Source organism: Corallincola luteus (genome assembly GCF_004336975.1).
In the GTDB taxonomy this organism is placed as follows: Bacteria; Pseudomonadota; Gammaproteobacteria; order Enterobacterales; family Neiellaceae; genus Corallincola; species Corallincola holothuriorum.
On record NZ_SJXE01000001.1, the window covers coordinates 453,326 to 471,918 of the forward strand.

Sequence of the window (18,593 nt, forward strand, 5' to 3'; positions counted from 1 at the left end):
GGGAATGTCAGTTTGCAGGAAATGTCAGTTTGCGGGAAATGTCAGCCCGCGGGGAATAGTGCGCCTAAGATGGCTGGGCGACTCGCGCCAGTGACCGCCGGCAGGTTACCGGGCAGGCGATGAATATGGCGGTAGGCCAGCCAAGCAAACGCCAGGGCCTCGAGATCGTCGGCAGAAACACCTAGGGCGTCCAGTGGCGCGACACTCAGCTGCGGCAGGGCTTGCTGCAACCCTGATACCAGTTGTGCATTTCGGGCACCGCCGCCGCAGATCCAGAGTTCCGCGGGTTGCTTGTTATCCGCAAGCGGCAGTTGTGCTATCTGTTCGGCGATACTGTGTACGGTTAAAGCACACAATGTAGCTTGTACATCTTGCGGTGGTAAGGCACTGAAGGTGTCTAATCGGTGCTGCAACCAGGACAGGTTGAACAGTTCACGGCCAGTGCTTTTGGGTGCTGGCAGCTCGAAGTAATCTTCACTTAATAGCTGTTTCAGCAGCGGCTTGCTCACCGTACCTGTGGCGCCCCATTCACCATTATTATCGTAGGGCTTGCCTTGATGTTTTAAGCACCACTGATCCATCAGGGTGTTTCCGGGGCCGGTATCAAACCCTAATACGGTGTGGTCAGTGGCGGGTAACCAGGTGATATTGGCGACGCCACCTATGTTCAGAATAACGCGGTCGCACTCAGGGCTAGCCAATAGCGCATGGTGAAAAGCGGGCACCAGCGGTGCGCCCTGGCCACCCAGCGCAATATCTTTGCGGCGGAAATCGGCCACCACATCGATACCGGTTTCTACGGCAATAGTGTTGGCATCGCCCAGTTGCAGGGTGAAGCCCTTACAGCTGTGGGGGTGGTGACGTACGGTTTGGCCATGACTGCCGATGGCGGTGATTTCGCTGGCTGGAATATCGGTTTTTGCCAGAAGGGCATTAACCGCTTCAGCGAACAACTGCCCTAGCTCTCGATCCATAGCGCCGAGGCGATTGATCTCATTGGCTGCGGGTTGGCATAACTGGTGTAAACCAGACACCAGCTGTTCCGGTAGCGGATGCTGGTGACTAGCGAGAATAGCGGGTTGGGGTTGTGAAAAGTCCACCAGCACGGCATCAATACCATCCATGCTGGTTCCGGACATTAGGCCAATATAGTAACCGGCCATTACCCCTGCTGCATTGCCAGTAGTAGGCGACGGTTAGCATTGAGTTGCGAGATCATGGTCTCGGCATGGGCGATAAATGACTTTTTATCGCTGGCTTTGATCGGTTTAGCATCGGGCAACTTCACGGTGCGAGGATTTCTGTGCACGCCGTTTACCAGGAATTCATAATGCAGGTGCGCGCCAGTCACACGGCCTGTTGCACCGACAGTACCAATCTTCTGTCCCTGTTTGACTCTGGCGTTGGTTTTTACATGACGTTTATGCAGGTGCAGATACTTAGTGATCACGCCTTCACCGTGTTTGATGAAAACATAATTACCATTGAGCTTGTTGTAACCTGATTTGGTTACCCGGCCATCACCCGCAGCCATGACGGGCGTACCGGTTTTAGCTGCGTAATCGATGCCATTGTGAGCACGCACTTTGCCGGTGACCGGATGCAAGCGGCGCGGATTAAAACTGGAACTGATGTATTTGAAGTTAACCGGCGCTCGTAGGAAAGCTTTCTTCATCGCTTTACCGTCGGGAGAGTAATAAACGCCGTCGGTATGGCGTACCGCCTGAAAGCTGTCGCCTTGGTTGATAAACTCTGCGGCAACAATGGCGCCTTCGCCAACCATCTCACCATCAGCAAAGCGCTCTTCGTACATCACGCTAAAACTATCGCCTTTACGCAGGTCCAAAGCAAAATCCACATCCCAGCCAAAGATGGTTGCCAGGCTCATGATCTGATTTGGGCTAAGGCCTGCATCCACTCCGGCATTATAGAAATTGCTGGTGATGGTTGCGGCGGCAAAATTGGTACGGGTTTCGACCTGTTTGGCGTGTTGCTCTGCAACGTATGTGTCGTCGTAACGGGTCACCGTCAAGGTGTTGATCTTGTCCTGCGGATAAACCAACTGGATCAATTGGCCATCACGATCGGCGCCAAATTTAAGCTGGTCGCCGGGATGGATTTTTTTCAGTGCCTTGGTGCTGTCACCTAAGTTGGCAATGTTGTGCAGGGTGCGAGGGCTGAAACCGGCACGCTGGAAGATCTTTGCCAGTGAATCACCGCTTTTCACGGTAAAGGTTTGCCAGCTGAGTTCTGGCAGTGGTGCAGGCTGGTTCGCTTGTTGTTGCACGGCATCGTCAACGGGGGCGATTTCCAGCGGCAGGGGATAACGCTTGCCAAGCTCTAGTGACGCCTCAGTGTTACGGGAAGCGCTGGCGTCTTCTGCCGGCATAAAAAGCAGCAGTAGGGTAATGACACTGATAATGGCTACCAGTACTTTGTGCTGTTTAGGCAGCTGTTCAATATAAGCATTCATATCAGGATCTTGCTTGTACATCGCTATAAAACCGGTACATTGACTAGTATAACGCCAATGCAACTATCGCGCCCAGCATACACTGTTTCCCTTTGCGGCGCCATTTCGTACAATCCCCCCCTGAATTTTGAATTGATAGTTTTCACGGAGAAATATCCTAATGAGTGACTGGCAAGCGGCATTGGCCGAAATCAAGCGAGGCGCCGAAGAGATCCTGGTAGAAGAGGAGTTGGTGGCCAAGCTCAAAGAAGGTCGCCCACTCATTATTAAGCTGGGTGCCGATCCGACTGCGCCGGATATTCATCTGGGTCACACGGTGATCATGAATAAGCTACGTCAGTTTCAGCAGCTGGGGCATGAGGTGGTTTTCCTGATCGGTGATTTTACTGCCATGGTGGGTGATCCTTCAGGCAAAAACAGCACGCGCCCCCCTTTGACTCGTGAAGACGTACTGCGGAACGCGGAAACATATAAAGAGCAGATCTTTAAGATCCTGGATGCGGATAAAACCCGCATCGAATTTAACTCAAGCTGGTTGAACGAGCTGGGTGCTGAGGGGATGATCCGCTTGGCTTCCAAGCAAACCGTGGCGCGCATGTTAGAGCGTGATGACTTTAAAAAGCGTTATGCCGATAGCCAACCGATTGCCATCCATGAGTTTATGTACCCGTTATTGCAGGGCTATGACTCAGTAGCGTTGAAAGCGGATGTTGAACTGGGTGGTACCGATCAGAAGTTCAACCTGCTGATGGGGCGTGAACTGCAGAAAGATGCGGGTCAGAAAGCCCAGTGTGTGGTGATGATGCCGCTGTTAGTTGGCTTGGACGGCGTCAAGAAGATGTCCAAATCGGCGAATAACTACATCGGCATCAGTGACGCGCCGAACGATATGTTCGGTAAGATCATGTCTATCTCTGATGATTTGATGTGGGATTACTTTGATCTGTTGAGCTTCCGTCCATTGGGCGAGTTGGCGGAGTTCCGTGAGGCGATCGCCAATGGTGCTAACCCGCGTGATTATAAGATCTTGTTAGCGAAAGAGATCATTGCTCGTTTCCACGACGAAGCCGCCGCAGAGGGTGCGCATCAGGACTTTATTCAGCGTTTTCAGAAGAACGCGATACCTGATGAGATGCCTGAGTTCAGTTTTGACATCGGCTTACCGCTGGCGAACCTGCTGAAAGAAGCGGGTTTGGTAGGGGGTACATCGGAAGCGTTGCGCATGGTCAAACAGGGCGCAGTGAAGATTGATGGCGACAAAGTGGCTGACGCGAAAGTGGAATTGACTGCCGGTACGGCGGTTTATCAGGTTGGTAAGCGTAAGTTTGCCCGCATTACACTCGCTTAATCAGGCACGTTGACTGGATAAACGGGCTACGGCCCGTTTTTTGTTTCTCGATCTTGGCGTTGTCACTGCATCGCTTTGCTGGGATGCTATGATCCAGTGATTGCAACTCGTTGTAAATTGGTCATTATCATTGGCCAAGCGGGTTGTTAAGCGATTCATCTCGTACATTATCTTTGCAATTCAGGAGCCAGCCTTTATGTCGCAGTGGACCACCTTAGCTTTTGTTGCACTGGGCGGCGCATTCGGTGCCTGTAGCCGTTTTCTTGTCTCACAATGGTGTGTGGCACTGTTTGGTAAAGGGTTTCCCTATGGCACGTTGACGGTGAATATTGCCGGTAGCCTGATGATGGGAGGCCTGTTTGCCCTGCTGGAAAACGGTACCTTGGTGGCTGCGCCGTGGCGTCCTGTGGTTGGACTGGGGTTTCTAGGCGCTTTGACCACTTTCTCTACCTTCTCTATGGACAATGTGGTGTTGATGCAGCAGGGGGAGTGGCTGAAGTTCGCGATGAATATTGGCTTGAATGTTGTGGGCTGTGTGTTTGCCGCTTGGGCTGGTTATCAGTTGTTTGCCAAATCGGCGGGCGTCTAAACAGGGGAGCTGTCGGTGATATACAAACATATTTTAGTCGCCATCGATTTAGGTGTGGATTCGGCAAAAGTGGCTTTACGTGGGGCGGCGCTGGCGCGCGCCTACGGCGCTAAACTCTCCTTTGTGATGGTGGAACCCGGGATCGGCGATTCCTCTTTGGAAGAGATTGAGTTAGGGCTCGACCTGTCGGCGCGTATTCAACCTAAACGCCAACAGATGATGGCCGAGTTTATTAGCGACAATGTCGATTATCCGGTGACTGGGCAATGGCTCATGAGTGGTGAGATGAATCGTCAGGTGAACAAAGTGATCACCGCCACTGAGGCCGATCTGCTGGTTGCGGGTAAGCATATGGATCATCGTTGGTTTACTCAGCATACCGGACAATCACTGGCTGGCCATGTGATCAGCGACCTGCTGTTGGTAACACTGGAAACCAGTTGAACTGGCTGTTGTCTGCCGTGGCTGATCTCCCCCAGTAGAGCCGTTGCTGGCTGATTTGTAACGGCAACTTGCCGTCAGAGCCTGCTATTGCAACGGGCAATGTTTACCTCTTCCCCTGCCTTTTCCGTCAGAGCTATATAGAGTCATCACAGAAAGATAAGCTGATTCTGCTGTCTAAACTTAAACACGTTGCTTTTGTGTGTTGATGAGGTTGGTCTGATGGAACCGTTCAGTGTGTTGCCTATGTTCAAGGTGGGTATTGGCCCGTCAAGCTCTCATACCTTGGGGCCAATGCTCGCAGCCGCCGCTTTCTCCGAACGCCTGATGGCGGATCACGGGGAGCAGGTCTACTCGGTCTCTTGTGAACTGTTTGGTTCGCTGGCATTAACCGGAGAGGGGCATGCCACTGACAAGGCGTTGATCTTGGGATTGCTGGGGATGCAACCGGAAACCCTTGAACCTGATGTTGCTGAAGCAGCCTATGCTGCGGTGAAAGTCGGGCATCAGTTACGGTTGGCTGATCGCCTGCCGATCCATTTCAATCCACAGCGTCATATTCTTTACCATTGTGATGTTTTTCTTCCTGCCCACCCCAATGGCATGCGCCTTTCCGCGGACGATAAAGCCGGTAATCGCTTGTTGACGGAAACCTGGTTTTCGGTGGGAGGGGGCTACATCGTTTCTGCCGATGATATTGCTAATCTTGATCAAGCTGAGCAGTTTGATCATCGAGCTTTCCCGTTTGATAACGCTGCCCAACTACTGACAATCTGCCAAAACGAAGGGGTGAGATTAGCAACGATTGCTCGGCGCAACGAACGGGCATTAGGTTGTGATGATGCGGTTATTGATCAACATCTGGATCTGATCAAACGGGTGATGCTCAGTGCTATCGAGCGTGGCTGTGAACAGGAGGGGATCTTACCTGGAGGTTTGCAGGTGGTGCGTCGGGCACCGCAACTACATCAACGCTTAAAAGTACGTAGCTTGCAGCAAGATCCATTGGCATTGATGGACTGGGTTAGCATGTTTGCGTTGGCGGTCAATGAAGAGAATGCCAATGGTGGGCAAGTGGTTACGGCGCCGACTAACGGGGCGGCGGGGGTGATCCCAGCGGTATTAGCCTACTATCTGCGTTTTGTTGCAGGGGCGACAGATGCCGGAGCACGGGAGTTTCTGCTGACGGCGGCGGTGATTGGTTGGCTTTACAAGCGTAACGCCTCGATCTCAGCAGCAGAGGTGGGGTGTCAGGGTGAGATTGGTGTCGCCAGTTCGATGGCCGCAGGCGCCTTGTGTGCGGTGTTAGGCGGTAGTGTGGCGCAAGCTGAAAATGCAGCGGAAATGGCGATGGAACACCATTTGGGCATGACCTGCGATCCCGCCAAAGGATTGGTACAGGTGCCTTGCATTGAACGGAATGCGATGGGGGCGATCAAAGCGATCAATGCTGCTCGCTTGGCATTGTTGGGTGATGGTCAACATCGGGTGTCGTTGGATGCGGTGATAGAAACTATGCGACAGACAGGCGCTGATATGCAGTCAAAATACAAAGAGACCGCTTTAGGGGGATTAGCGGTCAATATCGTACTTTGCTAACTGTGACTTAGTAGTTCGCCTGACAGCGGCGGGTATCAAAATTGCTGCTATTTTTGCAACGCCAAGCCATGCGGGCATTCTGTAACTGCCAGGTGCCTTGTGCGGTTTTCTTTAACTGCAGCAGGTACAGGGCGGATTCAACCCCGGCTCGATCCAGTGGTTGGCGTACCGTGAGTTCAAGCTGTTTGCCGTCGCCCTGTTGCTGCAGGATCTCCAGTTCATCTGGATTCCCAAGGTAGTGCAATGCTACCTGTTCGCTGTCTTTGACCCAATTCTCTTGCTTAGCTTCAGATTCAGAGATCAGACGGTTGAAACCGCGAGTGGGTTGCTCGGCATAAGATAGCGGCATCCAAGAGTCCGCGGCTGCAAACCAGGATAACAATAAAGTACAACTGATAATCATTGTGCGCATACAACCATGGGCTGGTTTCCACCAGCAAAAATTAAGTCTGGTTGGTAGACCACAGCAGTGCGCGAGAGTTGCAGGAAATCCTAAGCAATTTGATCATGATCGTCTTCTCAACTGATAGGCTGGCAGTTGCAGATGCCACTGGATCGCGGCCAATCTTAAGATAAAACCAGCGCCAATCCCCACTAACGACGCGGTAAGATCGTCGACATCGATTAGAAGCAAGCCGGTGTAGGTAACACAGCTGAGTAAGCAGGCCGTGGCGTATATATCTTTGCGCAATACCATAGGGATCTGTCGACAAACGACGTCCCGTAAGATACCGCCTGCAGCGCCAGTAATAACCCCCATAACCACGGCTATCTCTCCTGGCGCACCATACAACAGCGCTTTTTGCGCACCGAGTACGGAAAAAAGTGCTAAACCGGCAGCATCAGCGATCAGTAGCAGTTTCTCGGGAATACGGTGCAGATAATTAACAAACACCATGGTGACTAAGGCGGTAATGATGATGGTGTTTAAATAGCTAGGGTCTTCGATCCAGAAAACCTGTGGCACGTCCAAAATGATATCTCGAATGGTACCGCCACCGATTGAAGTGAGCGCCGCCAGAACCACCACACCAAAGGGATCCATTTTTAATCGTGCCGCCATCAGTGCACCTGAAATGGCAAATACCGCAAGACCAATTACGTTGAGCCAATAAAGAATTGTCATTGCTATACCTGATCGTCTACTGCAAAACTATCGCTGCGTTTGCTTGTCGCGATGTGCGCTATACCAAACTTATATGTGACCAGCGCAGTTGCAAAAACTGAACTGCCTGCGATGAGTTTAGTGCCTGAGCCGTTGAAAAGTGAATCATTTTTGTCAACTGGGTAGAGATGGTAACAATTGGCTAAGCAGACCAATGGTCAGAGCGATAACCAGAGTGATCGCCAGCCAAAAGCTGATGGCGTTATTAATTAGGCGCAGGGTGCGCAAAATGTCGAGGGCTTGTGGCTCGGCACCCGTGTCCAGTCGCGGCCGCTGCTGTTTCAGTTGTTGGTAGTACAGCGGTCCACCTAAGCCTAGCTTTAGGGCGCTGCCACCGCAGCTGAGCAGTAATCCTGCGTGATTGTTAGGAAACGTTTTTTGCCAGTGGTAGCTGAGTTTAAACCAAGGCTTGAGTGATCCGGATAGCGCGTAGCTAAAGGCCAACAGTCGCGTAGGGATGGCATCCATCAGAATCGTCAGTGCGGCAGGCAACGAGGCGAACTGTTTAAAGAAAGGATCTTTGCCATTCCATACCATCGCCAGTTGGCGCAGAGCGCGGTAAGTCACGGCCATCAAACCACCGCCGATAGCAAACCAAAACAGTACGGCAAACAGCTGCAGGTTTGCACGCTGTAATAGAGTTTCTATACAGGCTTTTGCGATCCCCATGGAGGATAGCCGTCCCGATTGTCGTAGCACCAAGCTGTTGAGGCTCTCTCTGGCCTGCAGCTTGTAGCCTTTCTCCAATTGCGCGGCTATTCGTATGGCGGTGCGCCGGGTTTGCTCCCAATCCAAAGCCAGATACAGCAACAGTGCATTCCACAGCACAGGGAACTCAGACACCATGCCGATGATTGCCAATATGATTAATGATGGCGCAATCAGCATCAATGTGCCGAGCGCGCCGGCGATCTGTTGCTGCAGTACGGGGCGCTCAGCATTGGGATAGACTTTTTTCTGTAAATTGCTGGCGAGGCCACTTAGCAGGGTCAGTGGGTGGTAGTGGGGGGGAATGGGCGCGACACGGCTTAAGGCCAGTACAGCCAATATTGTTAGTGGTGTGGTTAGATAACCTAACCAGCCGATGAACAATGCTTGATCCACGCCCTATTTACCACCTGTTCAGCGTTGCTTTACCGATCTTCTATGCCAATCGCTTGAGCATATCAGCGACCACCAATGAGGAGTGATGAGCAGCTTTGTCGAGGAACTGCTCAAACGAGAGGTGACTGGACTTGCCCGCGATGTCTGAAAGTGCCCGAATAATCACGAAGGGCACAGAAAATTGATGGCAGACATGCGCTACTGCAGCGGCTTCCATTTCACAAGCGGCCATGGTTGGAAATAACGCGCGAGCCTGTTCTACCCGTGCCGGATCGGCCATAAAGATATCACCGCTACAGATCAGTCCTTTGACCGCCTTGGCTTCACCAACGGCGTTGAGGCTTTGTTCGGCAAGCGCCACAAGATCTGCCGCAGGGGTAAAGGCTGCAGGCTGCCCTGGCAGTTGTCCCGGCTCATAGTTAAAGGCGGTGACATCAACGTCGTGGTAACGCACTTCGCTGGAGATCACCACATCGCCGACTTGAAGGGCTGGGTCAAAACCACCGGCAGAGCCGATATTGATGACAATATCGGGAGCAAAGCGCTCCAGTAACAGGGTGGTGGAGATGGCCGCAGCTACCTTGCCAATACCCGATTTAAGCAAGATCACTTCATGCCCGTGCAGCTCGCCAGGATAAAACTCAATGCCTGCGTCTTTGATTACGTTATCGCTTGGCGTTAATTGCGAACGCAGCTGAGTCACTTCCTGATCCATGGCGCCGATAATGCCGATTTTCATAGGGCTAAGTCTCTTAGATAAGTATCTGACTATTTTAGCTATTAGAAGGGGTTGTGAACATAGATGGTTGAATTTCTTCTATGAAATGCTGCTTGAAAGCGAAATGACACTGCTCTGACATAAAAAAATCATACACTTATTTAGCTTGCTATCTCCATGGTAGCGATCCCATTAACAGCCTGATAACAAATGGTTTATCGAGCATTTTTTCAGTTAACTTATTATTTATTAGTTAATTATCAACAACTGGTAGGAGTTGATATCGCTCACATTTTTTGGAACTGTGACAAGCCTCAAAGATTGAACGTGTCAAAGAACGCGTGCTTGAGCGACCTACAACGAGAGCGTGGCGACGAAAGCCCCAGATAAGGGGAACGCTGCCACGGCTGTATTTTGTTGGGGCGTGAACAGAAACCTCTGTAGTGGAAATACATGTCGCGGTTTTAAGCAAGGAGCTTTCTATGAAATGTTTGATGTTACCTTCAATCATATTGTCACTTTTGATCTTCGCCGGTTCCGTTTGGGCGAATGATCCCCCAGATAACAGTAACGAAATTTTAGGCTACGGTGCTGATGTCCCGTTGCAACGCCTGGTGTTCAAGCTAGCTCATTCGGCTGGCGGTATCGGTGGGCCCAGTAATGAGGATCTGGTGGCTAATATGGGCGCGCTGTTTGCGTCTGCGGAGCTTGAAGCAAAGCCGCTGTTTACCGCTACCGAACTGTCGGGGCTGCAACAAAATATCAGTGCGCCGATACTCGACCCCATGACTCGTCTGGGAGGCTATTACGAGTTACCGCTGAGTCCTCAAACTGACCGGCAGAAACTGGCTGAACTCTATCAGCAGTTACAACTGCTGCCTGAAGTTGAACTGGCCTATGTGCAACCTGTACCTGAGCTGGCTACAACAGACTCTGACAGTGTCGTCACACCGCTGATCTTTACCCCAGATTTTGAATCTCGTCAGGGTTATCTGAATAGCGGCAGCAACGGCATTAATGCGCGTTATGCATGGGATTTCCCTGGTGGCCGCGGTGAGCAGATCAAAGTGGTCGATATCGAAGGGGGTTGGAATGTTACCCACGAAGATATGCCTGCGCTGTTCTTAACCATGGGCACACAGATTAGTAATTCGAGTTGGCGCAACCATGGCACCGCAGTGTTAGGTGTTATCGGTGGCATGGATAACAACTACGGTGTTACGGGGATCGCGAATCAGGCTGAAATGGGTTACGTCAGCATTGGTAGCTACTCTACCTCCAACGCTATTTTGCAGGCGGCAGGCCATCTGTCACCAGGTGATGTGATCTTGATTGAGCTGCATAGCCGTGGCCCTGATGATGGCACCGCCTGTACCTGTAACCAGGGGCAATGTCACTATGTTCCGATGGAGTATTACCAAGCGGTGTTCGATGCCATCCGTATGGTCACGGATATGGGGATCACTGTGGTGGAAGCTGCCGGTAACGGTGATGTGAATCTGGATGCGCCGGTTTTCAACGGTATCTTTGATAAGCAGGTGCGTGATTCTGGCGCGATTATGGTCGGTGCCAGTGATTACGACCAACGCTCACCCTCCTGTTTCTCTAACCATGGTGAGCGTATTGATGCCCACGGCTGGGGTCAGTTTGTGACAACCATGGGCTATGGTGACCTGCAGAGCATAGATGAACAGTTCTGGTATACCGCATACTTTAGTGGCACCTCAAGTGCCTCTCCTATCGTGACTGGCTCTGTTGCCGTACTGCAAGGGATCGCCAAGTCGCAGCTAGGTGCCCCTTTGTCGCCCGAGCAAGTACGCGCTTTGGTTAGCGAAACAGGGACGCCTCAAACCGGCGATCTAGCACGTCGTATCGGACCTCTACCTAACCTGCAGACAGCGATTGATTCGCTCTTAGAGCCGCAGCAGGGCTTTGACTCTGTGCTTGGTGATGCACCATCACTCACATTGGCCGGTGCTGATTTTGGTGAGTGGACATTGTATGTGCCGCAGAATCAGCTGACTTTGGTTGATGACCATACCTGGGAACTGACCTTGACGGTGCCTGAGCGTTTGACGGACAGTGAGTATAAGTTGGTATTAGATGCGAACTGGGCAACGAACTGGGGTGGCAGTGGCGACGGTGTGAGCGTTGCGCTGGCAAGAGATGGTGGCAATGCCAAAGTCTCTTTGGTTGCAGGTGAGTACCGGCTGACGGTGACGGAAGGTGATAATGCCAATGCGCCACTGCAGGTTGATTGGCAGGTGATCTCCGCTGATCAGAGTGACAGTGTGTTTGGTGCCTCAGCTAATCTGAAAATCAGTGGTGCTGATTTCGATGATTGGATGATGGATAACGAAGCTTGGGCATTGACCTATATCGGAAACGGTCAGTGGCGCAAGTTGGTGGTTGCCACTGGTGGCCTGAATGCGTCACCTTACAAGTTAGTGCTGAATAATGACTGGGCTACCAACTGGGGTGGCGGTGCTATCGGTGCATCAGCGACCCTGACTAGCGGTGGTGACAATGCCAGCATCACTTTGCCGGCGGGGAGTTACTACCTTGTTGTTACAGAAGGAAGCAGTGTATCAGCGCCTCTGACAGTGACGTGGCGCGATGTGAATGCGGCGCCGACCAGTGAGGTGACTTTCCGCTGTTTCAACGGTGAAACGTATCCAGGGCAGAGCGTCTATGTCGTGGGTAATCAGCCCGAGCTTGGAAACTGGGATCCTGCTGCTGCTCTACTTTTGAGCTCTGACGCTTATCCGACATGGCAGGGGGCACTATCGCTGCCGACCAACACTGCGTTGGCGTGGAAGTGTGTTAAGCGTGAGGAAAACAACCCGACTGCTGGCGTGGAGTGGCAATCTGGTGACAATAATCAGCTGACAATTGGCACTGACAGCCATTATCAGACTGAGGGTCAGTTTTAGAACCTAAGTTCGTGACGTTGTTGGTTCATTTTTGGTCTGGGTGAACCGCTGCTTCGTTAACTAAAAAGCCCGCCAGTGTTTTGGCGGGCTTTTTTATTTATGGCCATACTAACAATGGTCAGCGCCAGGTCGTGTTAGACGTTTAGGTAATCCATGATCCCTTCGGCGGCGTTACGGCCTTCAGCGATTGCTGTGACGACTAGATCTGAGCCCCGCACCATATCGCCACCCGCAAATACTTTCGGATTTGATGTCTGGAATTGGTATTCACCATTTTCCGGTGCTTTCACACGATCCCAATCGTCCAGCTCAATGCCAAAATCAGCAAACCAAGGCGAGGGGCTGGGTTGGAAACCAAATGCTTGAATCACGGCATCAGCTTCCAGAATATGCTCTGATCCTGGGATCGGCTCTGGTCGACGACGACCGCGTTCATCTGGTGCTCCCAATTGGGTCTTCACCATCTTCACTCCGGTTGCTTTGCCTGCGCTATCTACCACAATCTCGGTGGGCTGCAGGTTATACATAAACTCCACGCCCTCTTCGCGGGCATTGACGACTTCTCGCCGTGACCCCGGCATATTGGCCGCATCACGACGATAGGCGCAGATCACACGCTCCGCTTGTTGGCGTACCGAGGTGCGCACGCAATCCATGGCGGTATCACCACCACCAAGCACCACGACCTTTTTGCCTGCCATGTCGATAAAGTCAGCAGGATCCTTTTCGAAACCCATTTGGCGATTGGTATTGGCAACCAGGAAAGGCAGCGCGTCATAAACGCCAGTAGCTTCTTCGCCAGGAAAACCGCCGGTCATGTACTTGTATGTGCCCATGCCCAAAAAGACTGCATCGTAATCGTCCAACAGTTGTTGGAACGGGATATCTTTGCCGATGTCGGTTTCCAGTTGGAACTCGATGCCCATCTCGCTAAAGATTTTACGGCGCAGGGTCATCACCTCTTTTTCTAGCTTAAACGCTGGAATACCAAAGGTTAGCAGGCCACCGATCTCTGGGTACTTATCAAATACCACGGGTTTTACACCGTTGCGGATAAGAATATCGGCACAGGCCAAACCTGCTGGGCCAGCACCAATGACAGCGACTTTCTTATCTGTCCACACTACCTTCGACATATCAGGGCGCCAGCCCATGGCAAACGCTTTGTCGGTGATATATTTTTCCACCGAGCCGATGGTGACTGCGCCAAACTGGTCATTGAGCGTACAAGCGCCTTCACACAGGCGATCTTGCGGGCAGACTCGACCACAGACTTCGGGCAAGCTGTTGGTTTGATGACACAGCTCTGCTGCTTCCTCTATTCGCCCTTCGTTGGCCAGCTTCAACCAGTTGGGGATGTAGTTGTGCACCGGGCACTTCCACTCACAATAGGGGTTACCGCACTCAAGGCAGCGATCAGACTGATTACGGGCCTGATCATCTTTGAACGGTTCGTAGATCTCGACAAACTCTACTCGTCGCGTTTCTATCGCCTTTTTTGGCGGGTCTACACGATCGACGTCGACAAACTGATAAACATTCTTAGCCATCTGTATTCCTACCTTACTGCGCTTCGACGATGAGTTCTGCTTCACTGCGGCTACGATGGCCGAGCAGGGCTTTGATATCTGCCGCTTTTGGCTTCACCAGCTTAAACAGTGGCAGGTAGGCTTCGAAGTTATCCAGGATCTCCTGGGCTCGCGAGCTGCCTGTCTCATCTAAATGCTGATTGATCATGCCACGCAGGTGTTCGTGGTGGATGGTAATCTTACTCATGTCGACGATCTCGACCAGTTCTGGATTCATCCGCACTTTGAAGTTATCGCGCTCATCAAAGATATAGGCGAAACCACCGGTCATCCCTGCGCCGAAGTTAACACCCGTTTTACCCAGTACAGTGACAATACCGCCGGTCATATACTCGCAGCCGTTATCACCGATCCCTTCAACCACAGCAATGGCGCCTGAGTTACGTACGGCGAATCGTTCGCCGCCTTTACCCGCAGCATAGAGGCGGCCGCCGGTAGCACCGTAGAGACAAGTGTTGCCGCAAATCGTGGCTTGATGGGAGAGGAACTCCGAACCTTTTTGTGGCCGAATAACCAGTTTACCGCCCGCCATTCCTTTGCCGACGTAATCGTTGGCATCACCGGTCAGTACCATCTCTAGGCCGCCCGCGTTCCACACGCCGAAGCTTTGACCTGCTGTACCGGTAAATGACAACTGGATCGGTGTACCTGCCATGCCTTGGTTGCCATGCTTGCTGGCGATATAGCCAGAGAGCAGGGCACCCACCGAACGATCGGTATTGCGGATTGGATAATTGCCAAAACCGCCCAATTTGCCGTCGATACTGTCCTGCATATCGGCCAGTAGCTGTTTGTTGAGATCACCGTTATCGTGCGGTGGGTTTAGCTCCTGATGATAGGGTGCAGCACCGTTCTTTGGTTCAAAGGTTTCCAGTAACGGCTCCAATGCCAGGCGGCTCTGCTTGGCGGTAAAGCCATCAACAACCTCCAACAGATCGGTACGACCGATCAGATCGGTGAGTTTTGCGACCCCGAGGCTGGCCATGATCTCCCGCACTTCCTGCGTGACGAACTTGAAGTAGTTCATCGCCATCTCAGGTAGGCCAATAAAGTGGTCGCGGCGTAACTTTTCATCTTGTGTTGCTACGCCGGTGGCACAGTTGTTGAGATGACAGATACGCAAGTACTTACAACCCAAAGCGACCATAGGTGCGGTGCCAAAGCCGAAACTTTCGGCACCGAGAATGGCGGCTTTGATGATATCCAGGCCGGTCTTCATGCCGCCATCGATCTGCAGTCGTACTTTATGTCGCAATCCGTTGGCAACTAGCGCCTGTTGCGTTTCAACCAAGCCAAGCTCCCATGGGCTGCCAGCATATTTCACTGAGGTCAGTGGGCTTGCCCCCGTGCCGCCATCGTAGCCTGAGACCGTGATCAGATCGGCGTAGGCTTTTGCGACGCCGGTGGCGATCGTGCCTACTCCCGGTTCCGAGACCAATTTGACCGAAATGGTGGCGGTGGGATTGACCTGTTTAAGGTCAAAGATCAGCTGCGCCAAATCCTCGATGGAGTAGATGTCGTGATGCGGCGGTGGTGAAATCAGCGTGACGCCAGGTACTGAGAAACGCAGTTTGGCAATATATGGATTAACCTTCTCACCAGGTAGCTGACCACCTTCACCGGGCTTCGCCCCCTGGGCAACCTTAATCTGGATCACTTCGGCATTGACCAGGTAGTGCGGGGTGACACCGAAACGGCCAGAAGCGACCTGCTTGATTTTGGAGACCCGCTCATTGCCATAGCGCTTGGGATCTTCACCACCCTCACCTGAGTTGGATTTGCCGCCTAGACGGTTCATGGCGATAGCGAGTGCTTCATGGGCTTCCGGGGATAGGGCACCTATCGACATGGCGGCACTATCAAAGCGCTTGTAGAGCTCTTCCGCCGGTTCTACGGCGTCGATCTCGATCGGCTGACAGTCATCCTTAAGCTCCAGCAAGTCACGTAGAGTGGCTACCGGACGCTCATTCACCAGTCGTGAATACTCCTGATAGTCACTGTAGCTACCTGTCTTTACGGCTTGTTGCAGGGTCGCGACCACATCAGGGTTGTACGCGTGGTATTCGCCATCATGGACATATTTAAGTAATCCGCCCTGTTCGATCGGCTTACGTTTCAGCCAGGCAACACGGGCGAGATTGGTCAGATCTTGTTGGAAATCGTCAAAATTGGCGCCCTGAATTCGGCTGACGACACCTTTAAAGCAGAGGTTGATGACATCCTGATGCAGGCCAACCGCTTCAAATAGCTGCGAACAGCGGTACGAAGCGATGGTTGAGATCCCCATCTTCGACATGATCTTAAACAGCCCTTTATTGATCCCCTTACGGTAGTTGACCAACGCTTGCTGTTTCGAGATATCCAGCGTGCCTCTGTCGACCAGTTCGGCCAGCGTTTCATACGCCAAATAGGGGTAGATAGCTGTCGCGCCGAAGCCGAGTAGAACGGCAAAATGATGTGGGTCACGGGCTGAGGCGGTCTCTACTACGATATTGGAGTCGCAGCGCAGATTGTCATCGACCAAACGCCGTTGTACGGCACCCACCGCCATCGCTGCAGGAATAGGCAGAGTATCCTTGTTGAGCTGACGATCGGAAAGGATCAATAGCACCGAGCCATTACTTGCTTTGGCTGCGGCTTCGTCGGTTAACGCCTGTATCGCCTGTTGCAGATCCTGCTTGCCTGGGTCGTAGTTAAGATCCAGAGTGCAGGGCTTGTAATGGGTGTCATCTAAGTCCTGCAACTGCTGGAAATCAGAATAGAGCAGCACAGGGGAGTCAAACAGTACGCGCTTGGCGTGACCACTGGTTTCGTTAAACACGTTTTGCTCTCGACCAATACAGGTAGCCAGTGACATCACGTGGTTTTCCCGCAGCGGATCGATCGGCGGGTTGGTTACCTGAGCAAATTTCTGCCGGAAGTAATCATAAATGCTCCGTGAGCGGCTGGAAAGAACCGCCATTGGTGTGTCATCGCCCATGGAGCCTGTGGCTTCCTGACCTGCCTCGCCGAGTACGCGGATCACCTGATCTACCTCTTCGAAGCTGAAGCCAAACTGCTTGTGATAGGTTTTCAGCTGGTCGTCGTCGAGTTGTCGCTTAACCGCTTGTTTAGCGTAGAGCTCCTCAAATGGGATCAGGCGCTTGCAGCTCTTATCGAGCCACTGGGCATAAGGGTGGCGAGTTTTTAGATCGTCATCGATCTCGCGGGAGCGCCATAGTTTTCCGGTTTTGGTGTCGATTACCAGCAATTCACCGGGGCCGACGCGCCCTTTATCCACCACTTCGTCCGGGGTGTAATCCCAGATCCCCACCTCTGAGGCCAGAGTAATAAAGCCATCTTTGGTGATCACGTAACGGGCGGGGCGCAGACCATTTCTGTCTAAGTTACAGGCGGCATGGCGGCCGTTGGTCATAACAATACCTGCCGGGCCATCCCAGGGTTCCATATGCATAGAGTTGAAGTCGTAAAATGCCTTCAGCTCTTTATCCATCTTCGGATGAGACTGCCATGCTGGTGGGATCAACAAACGCATGGCACGGAACAGATCCATCCCGCCAGCCAGAAACAGCTCTAGCATGTTGTCGAGGGACGATGAGTCAGAGCCGGACTCGTTGACAAACGGGGCGGCATCTTGCAAATCTGGGAGCAGCGGTGACTTAAACTTATAGCTCCGCGCCTTTGCCCATTGGCGGTTGCCTTCAATGGTATTTATTTCACCATTGTGGGCGAGAAAACGGAACGGCTGTGCCAGCGGCCAACGGGGGGCTGTGTTGGTTGAGAAGCGCTGGTGGAATAGGCAGATTGAAGATTGCAGGCGTATATCCGCCAGATCAGTATAAAAGTTGGGGATGTCTGCAGGCATCATCAAGCCTTTATAAACAATCACCAAGTTGGAGAGCGAGGCCACATAAAAATCACTGTCATCAGCCAAACGCTTCTCCGCGCGGCGGCGCGCTAGATAGAGCCGACGTTCAATATCGTGAATGCTCCAGCCTGGGTTGGCATTGACAAACACCTGTTCGATACAGGGTACTGTTTGCTGGGCGATCTCACCGAGACAGCTATTATCTGTCGGTACCGGACGCCAGGCGACGACTTCCAGCGTTTCCTGTTGCAGCTCTTCGCTGAAAACATCCCGCGCAGCTTGGGCTTTGTTGTCGTCATGGCTGAGGAAAATCATACCGACGGCATAGTGGTTGCCTAAATGCCAATCGTTTTCTTCAGCAATCGCGCGAAAAAACGCATCTGGCTTTTGCATCAACAGGCCACAACCATCGCCAGTTTTACCGTCAGCGGCGATGCCGCCTCGGTGGGTCATTCGATCCAGAGCGGAGATAGCGGTACGTACCAAACGATGACTGGGTTCGCCGTCCATATGGGCGATTAACCCAAATCCACAGTTGTCTTTGACTAAAGACGGGTCGTACAAGCTCATAAAACCTCCCATGCAGGCAGAATGCAGCCCGATGATTTATTCCGGCTGACTATCTATTTTTAGACCAGTTTTGCGGTAGAAATTCGAGCTGATGAAAAGAAAGATCCGCAAAGGGCATTACATTAGTACAACTAATGTAATGTTAAAACAATGTGAAGTCCATCACTTAAAATGGCTGTTTTGTTTGGGGCAGATC

General features: G+C 52.2%; 13 protein-coding genes. 5 read left to right on the forward strand and 8 right to left on the reverse strand.

The window, feature by feature from the left end:
- Positions 1-41: 41 nt before the first annotated feature.
- A complete protein-coding gene (locus EZV61_RS02095) occupies positions 42-1,163 on the reverse strand; it encodes an anhydro-N-acetylmuramic acid kinase (protein ID WP_131414168.1) in 1,122 nt (373 codons plus the stop codon).
- The gene (locus EZV61_RS02100) at positions 1,163-2,473 is read right to left on the reverse strand and encodes a peptidoglycan DD-metalloendopeptidase family protein (protein WP_114337379.1); all 1,311 of its coding nucleotides are present in this window, start codon (positions 2,471-2,473) and stop codon (positions 1,163-1,165) included. Before EZV61_RS02100 ends, EZV61_RS02095 begins: the two co-directional genes overlap by 1 nt.
- A gap of 160 nt (positions 2,474-2,633) precedes the next feature.
- Here EZV61_RS02100 and tyrS point away from each other — a divergent pair, with 160 nt between their 5' ends.
- From tyrS to EZV61_RS02120, 4 genes are all read left to right on the forward strand, one after another.
- Positions 2,634-3,821, forward strand: a complete 1,188-nt coding sequence (tyrS, locus tag EZV61_RS02105) for a tyrosine--tRNA ligase (protein WP_130566332.1) — start codon at positions 2,634-2,636, stop codon at positions 3,819-3,821.
- A 196-nt stretch (positions 3,822-4,017) separates the two neighbouring features.
- The gene (gene crcB, locus EZV61_RS02110) at positions 4,018-4,410 is read left to right on the forward strand and encodes a fluoride efflux transporter CrcB (protein ID WP_131414169.1); all 393 of its coding nucleotides are present in this window, start codon (positions 4,018-4,020) and stop codon (positions 4,408-4,410) included.
- Positions 4,411-4,425: 15 nt separating this feature from the next.
- A complete protein-coding gene (locus EZV61_RS02115; RefSeq protein WP_158537954.1) occupies positions 4,426-4,854 on the forward strand; it encodes a universal stress protein in 429 nt (142 codons plus the stop codon).
- 219 nt (positions 4,855-5,073) lie between these two features.
- Positions 5,074-6,450 carry an L-serine ammonia-lyase gene (locus EZV61_RS02120; protein WP_131414171.1) on the forward strand — a complete coding sequence of 459 codons (1,377 nt, stop codon included), beginning with the start codon at positions 5,074-5,076 and terminating at the stop codon, positions 6,448-6,450.
- A 7-nt stretch (positions 6,451-6,457) separates the two neighbouring features.
- Here EZV61_RS02120 and EZV61_RS02125 read toward each other — a convergent pair whose 3' ends face one another.
- From EZV61_RS02125 to mtnN, 4 genes are all read right to left on the reverse strand, one after another.
- Positions 6,458-6,799: a hypothetical protein gene (locus EZV61_RS02125; RefSeq protein ID WP_130566335.1), complete on the reverse strand. Its 342-nt coding sequence runs from the start codon at positions 6,797-6,799 to the stop codon at positions 6,458-6,460.
- Positions 6,800-6,955: 156 nt separating this feature from the next.
- On the reverse strand, positions 6,956-7,576 hold the full coding sequence (locus EZV61_RS02130) for a trimeric intracellular cation channel family protein (RefSeq protein WP_114337062.1): 621 nt from the start codon (positions 7,574-7,576) through the stop codon (positions 6,956-6,958).
- Between the two features lie 153 nt (positions 7,577-7,729).
- Entirely contained in the window at positions 7,730-8,719 is a 990-nt protein-coding gene (locus EZV61_RS02135; RefSeq protein WP_131414172.1) for a cobalamin biosynthesis protein CobD/CbiB, read from the reverse strand.
- Between the two features lie 40 nt (positions 8,720-8,759).
- Positions 8,760-9,458, reverse strand: coding sequence for a 5'-methylthioadenosine/S-adenosylhomocysteine nucleosidase (gene mtnN, locus EZV61_RS02140; protein WP_114337064.1), 699 nt, complete (start codon positions 9,456-9,458; stop codon positions 8,760-8,762).
- 461 nt (positions 9,459-9,919) lie between these two features.
- Here mtnN and EZV61_RS02145 point away from each other — a divergent pair, with 461 nt between their 5' ends.
- Positions 9,920-12,370: a carbohydrate-binding module family 20 domain-containing protein gene (locus EZV61_RS02145; RefSeq protein ID WP_130566337.1), complete on the forward strand. Its 2,451-nt coding sequence runs from the start codon at positions 9,920-9,922 to the stop codon at positions 12,368-12,370.
- Positions 12,371-12,504: 134 nt separating this feature from the next.
- On the opposite strand, the gene EZV61_RS02150 is transcribed toward EZV61_RS02145, so the two are convergent.
- Both EZV61_RS02150 and gltB read right to left on the reverse strand, forming a co-directional pair.
- Entirely contained in the window at positions 12,505-13,920 is a 1,416-nt protein-coding gene (locus EZV61_RS02150; protein WP_131414173.1) for an FAD-dependent oxidoreductase, read from the reverse strand.
- Positions 13,921-13,933: 13 nt separating this feature from the next.
- Complete coding sequence (gene gltB / locus EZV61_RS02155) at positions 13,934-18,397, reverse strand: glutamate synthase large subunit (RefSeq protein WP_131414174.1); 4,464 nt, start codon at positions 18,395-18,397, stop codon at positions 13,934-13,936.
- Positions 18,398-18,593 lie beyond the last annotated feature (196 nt).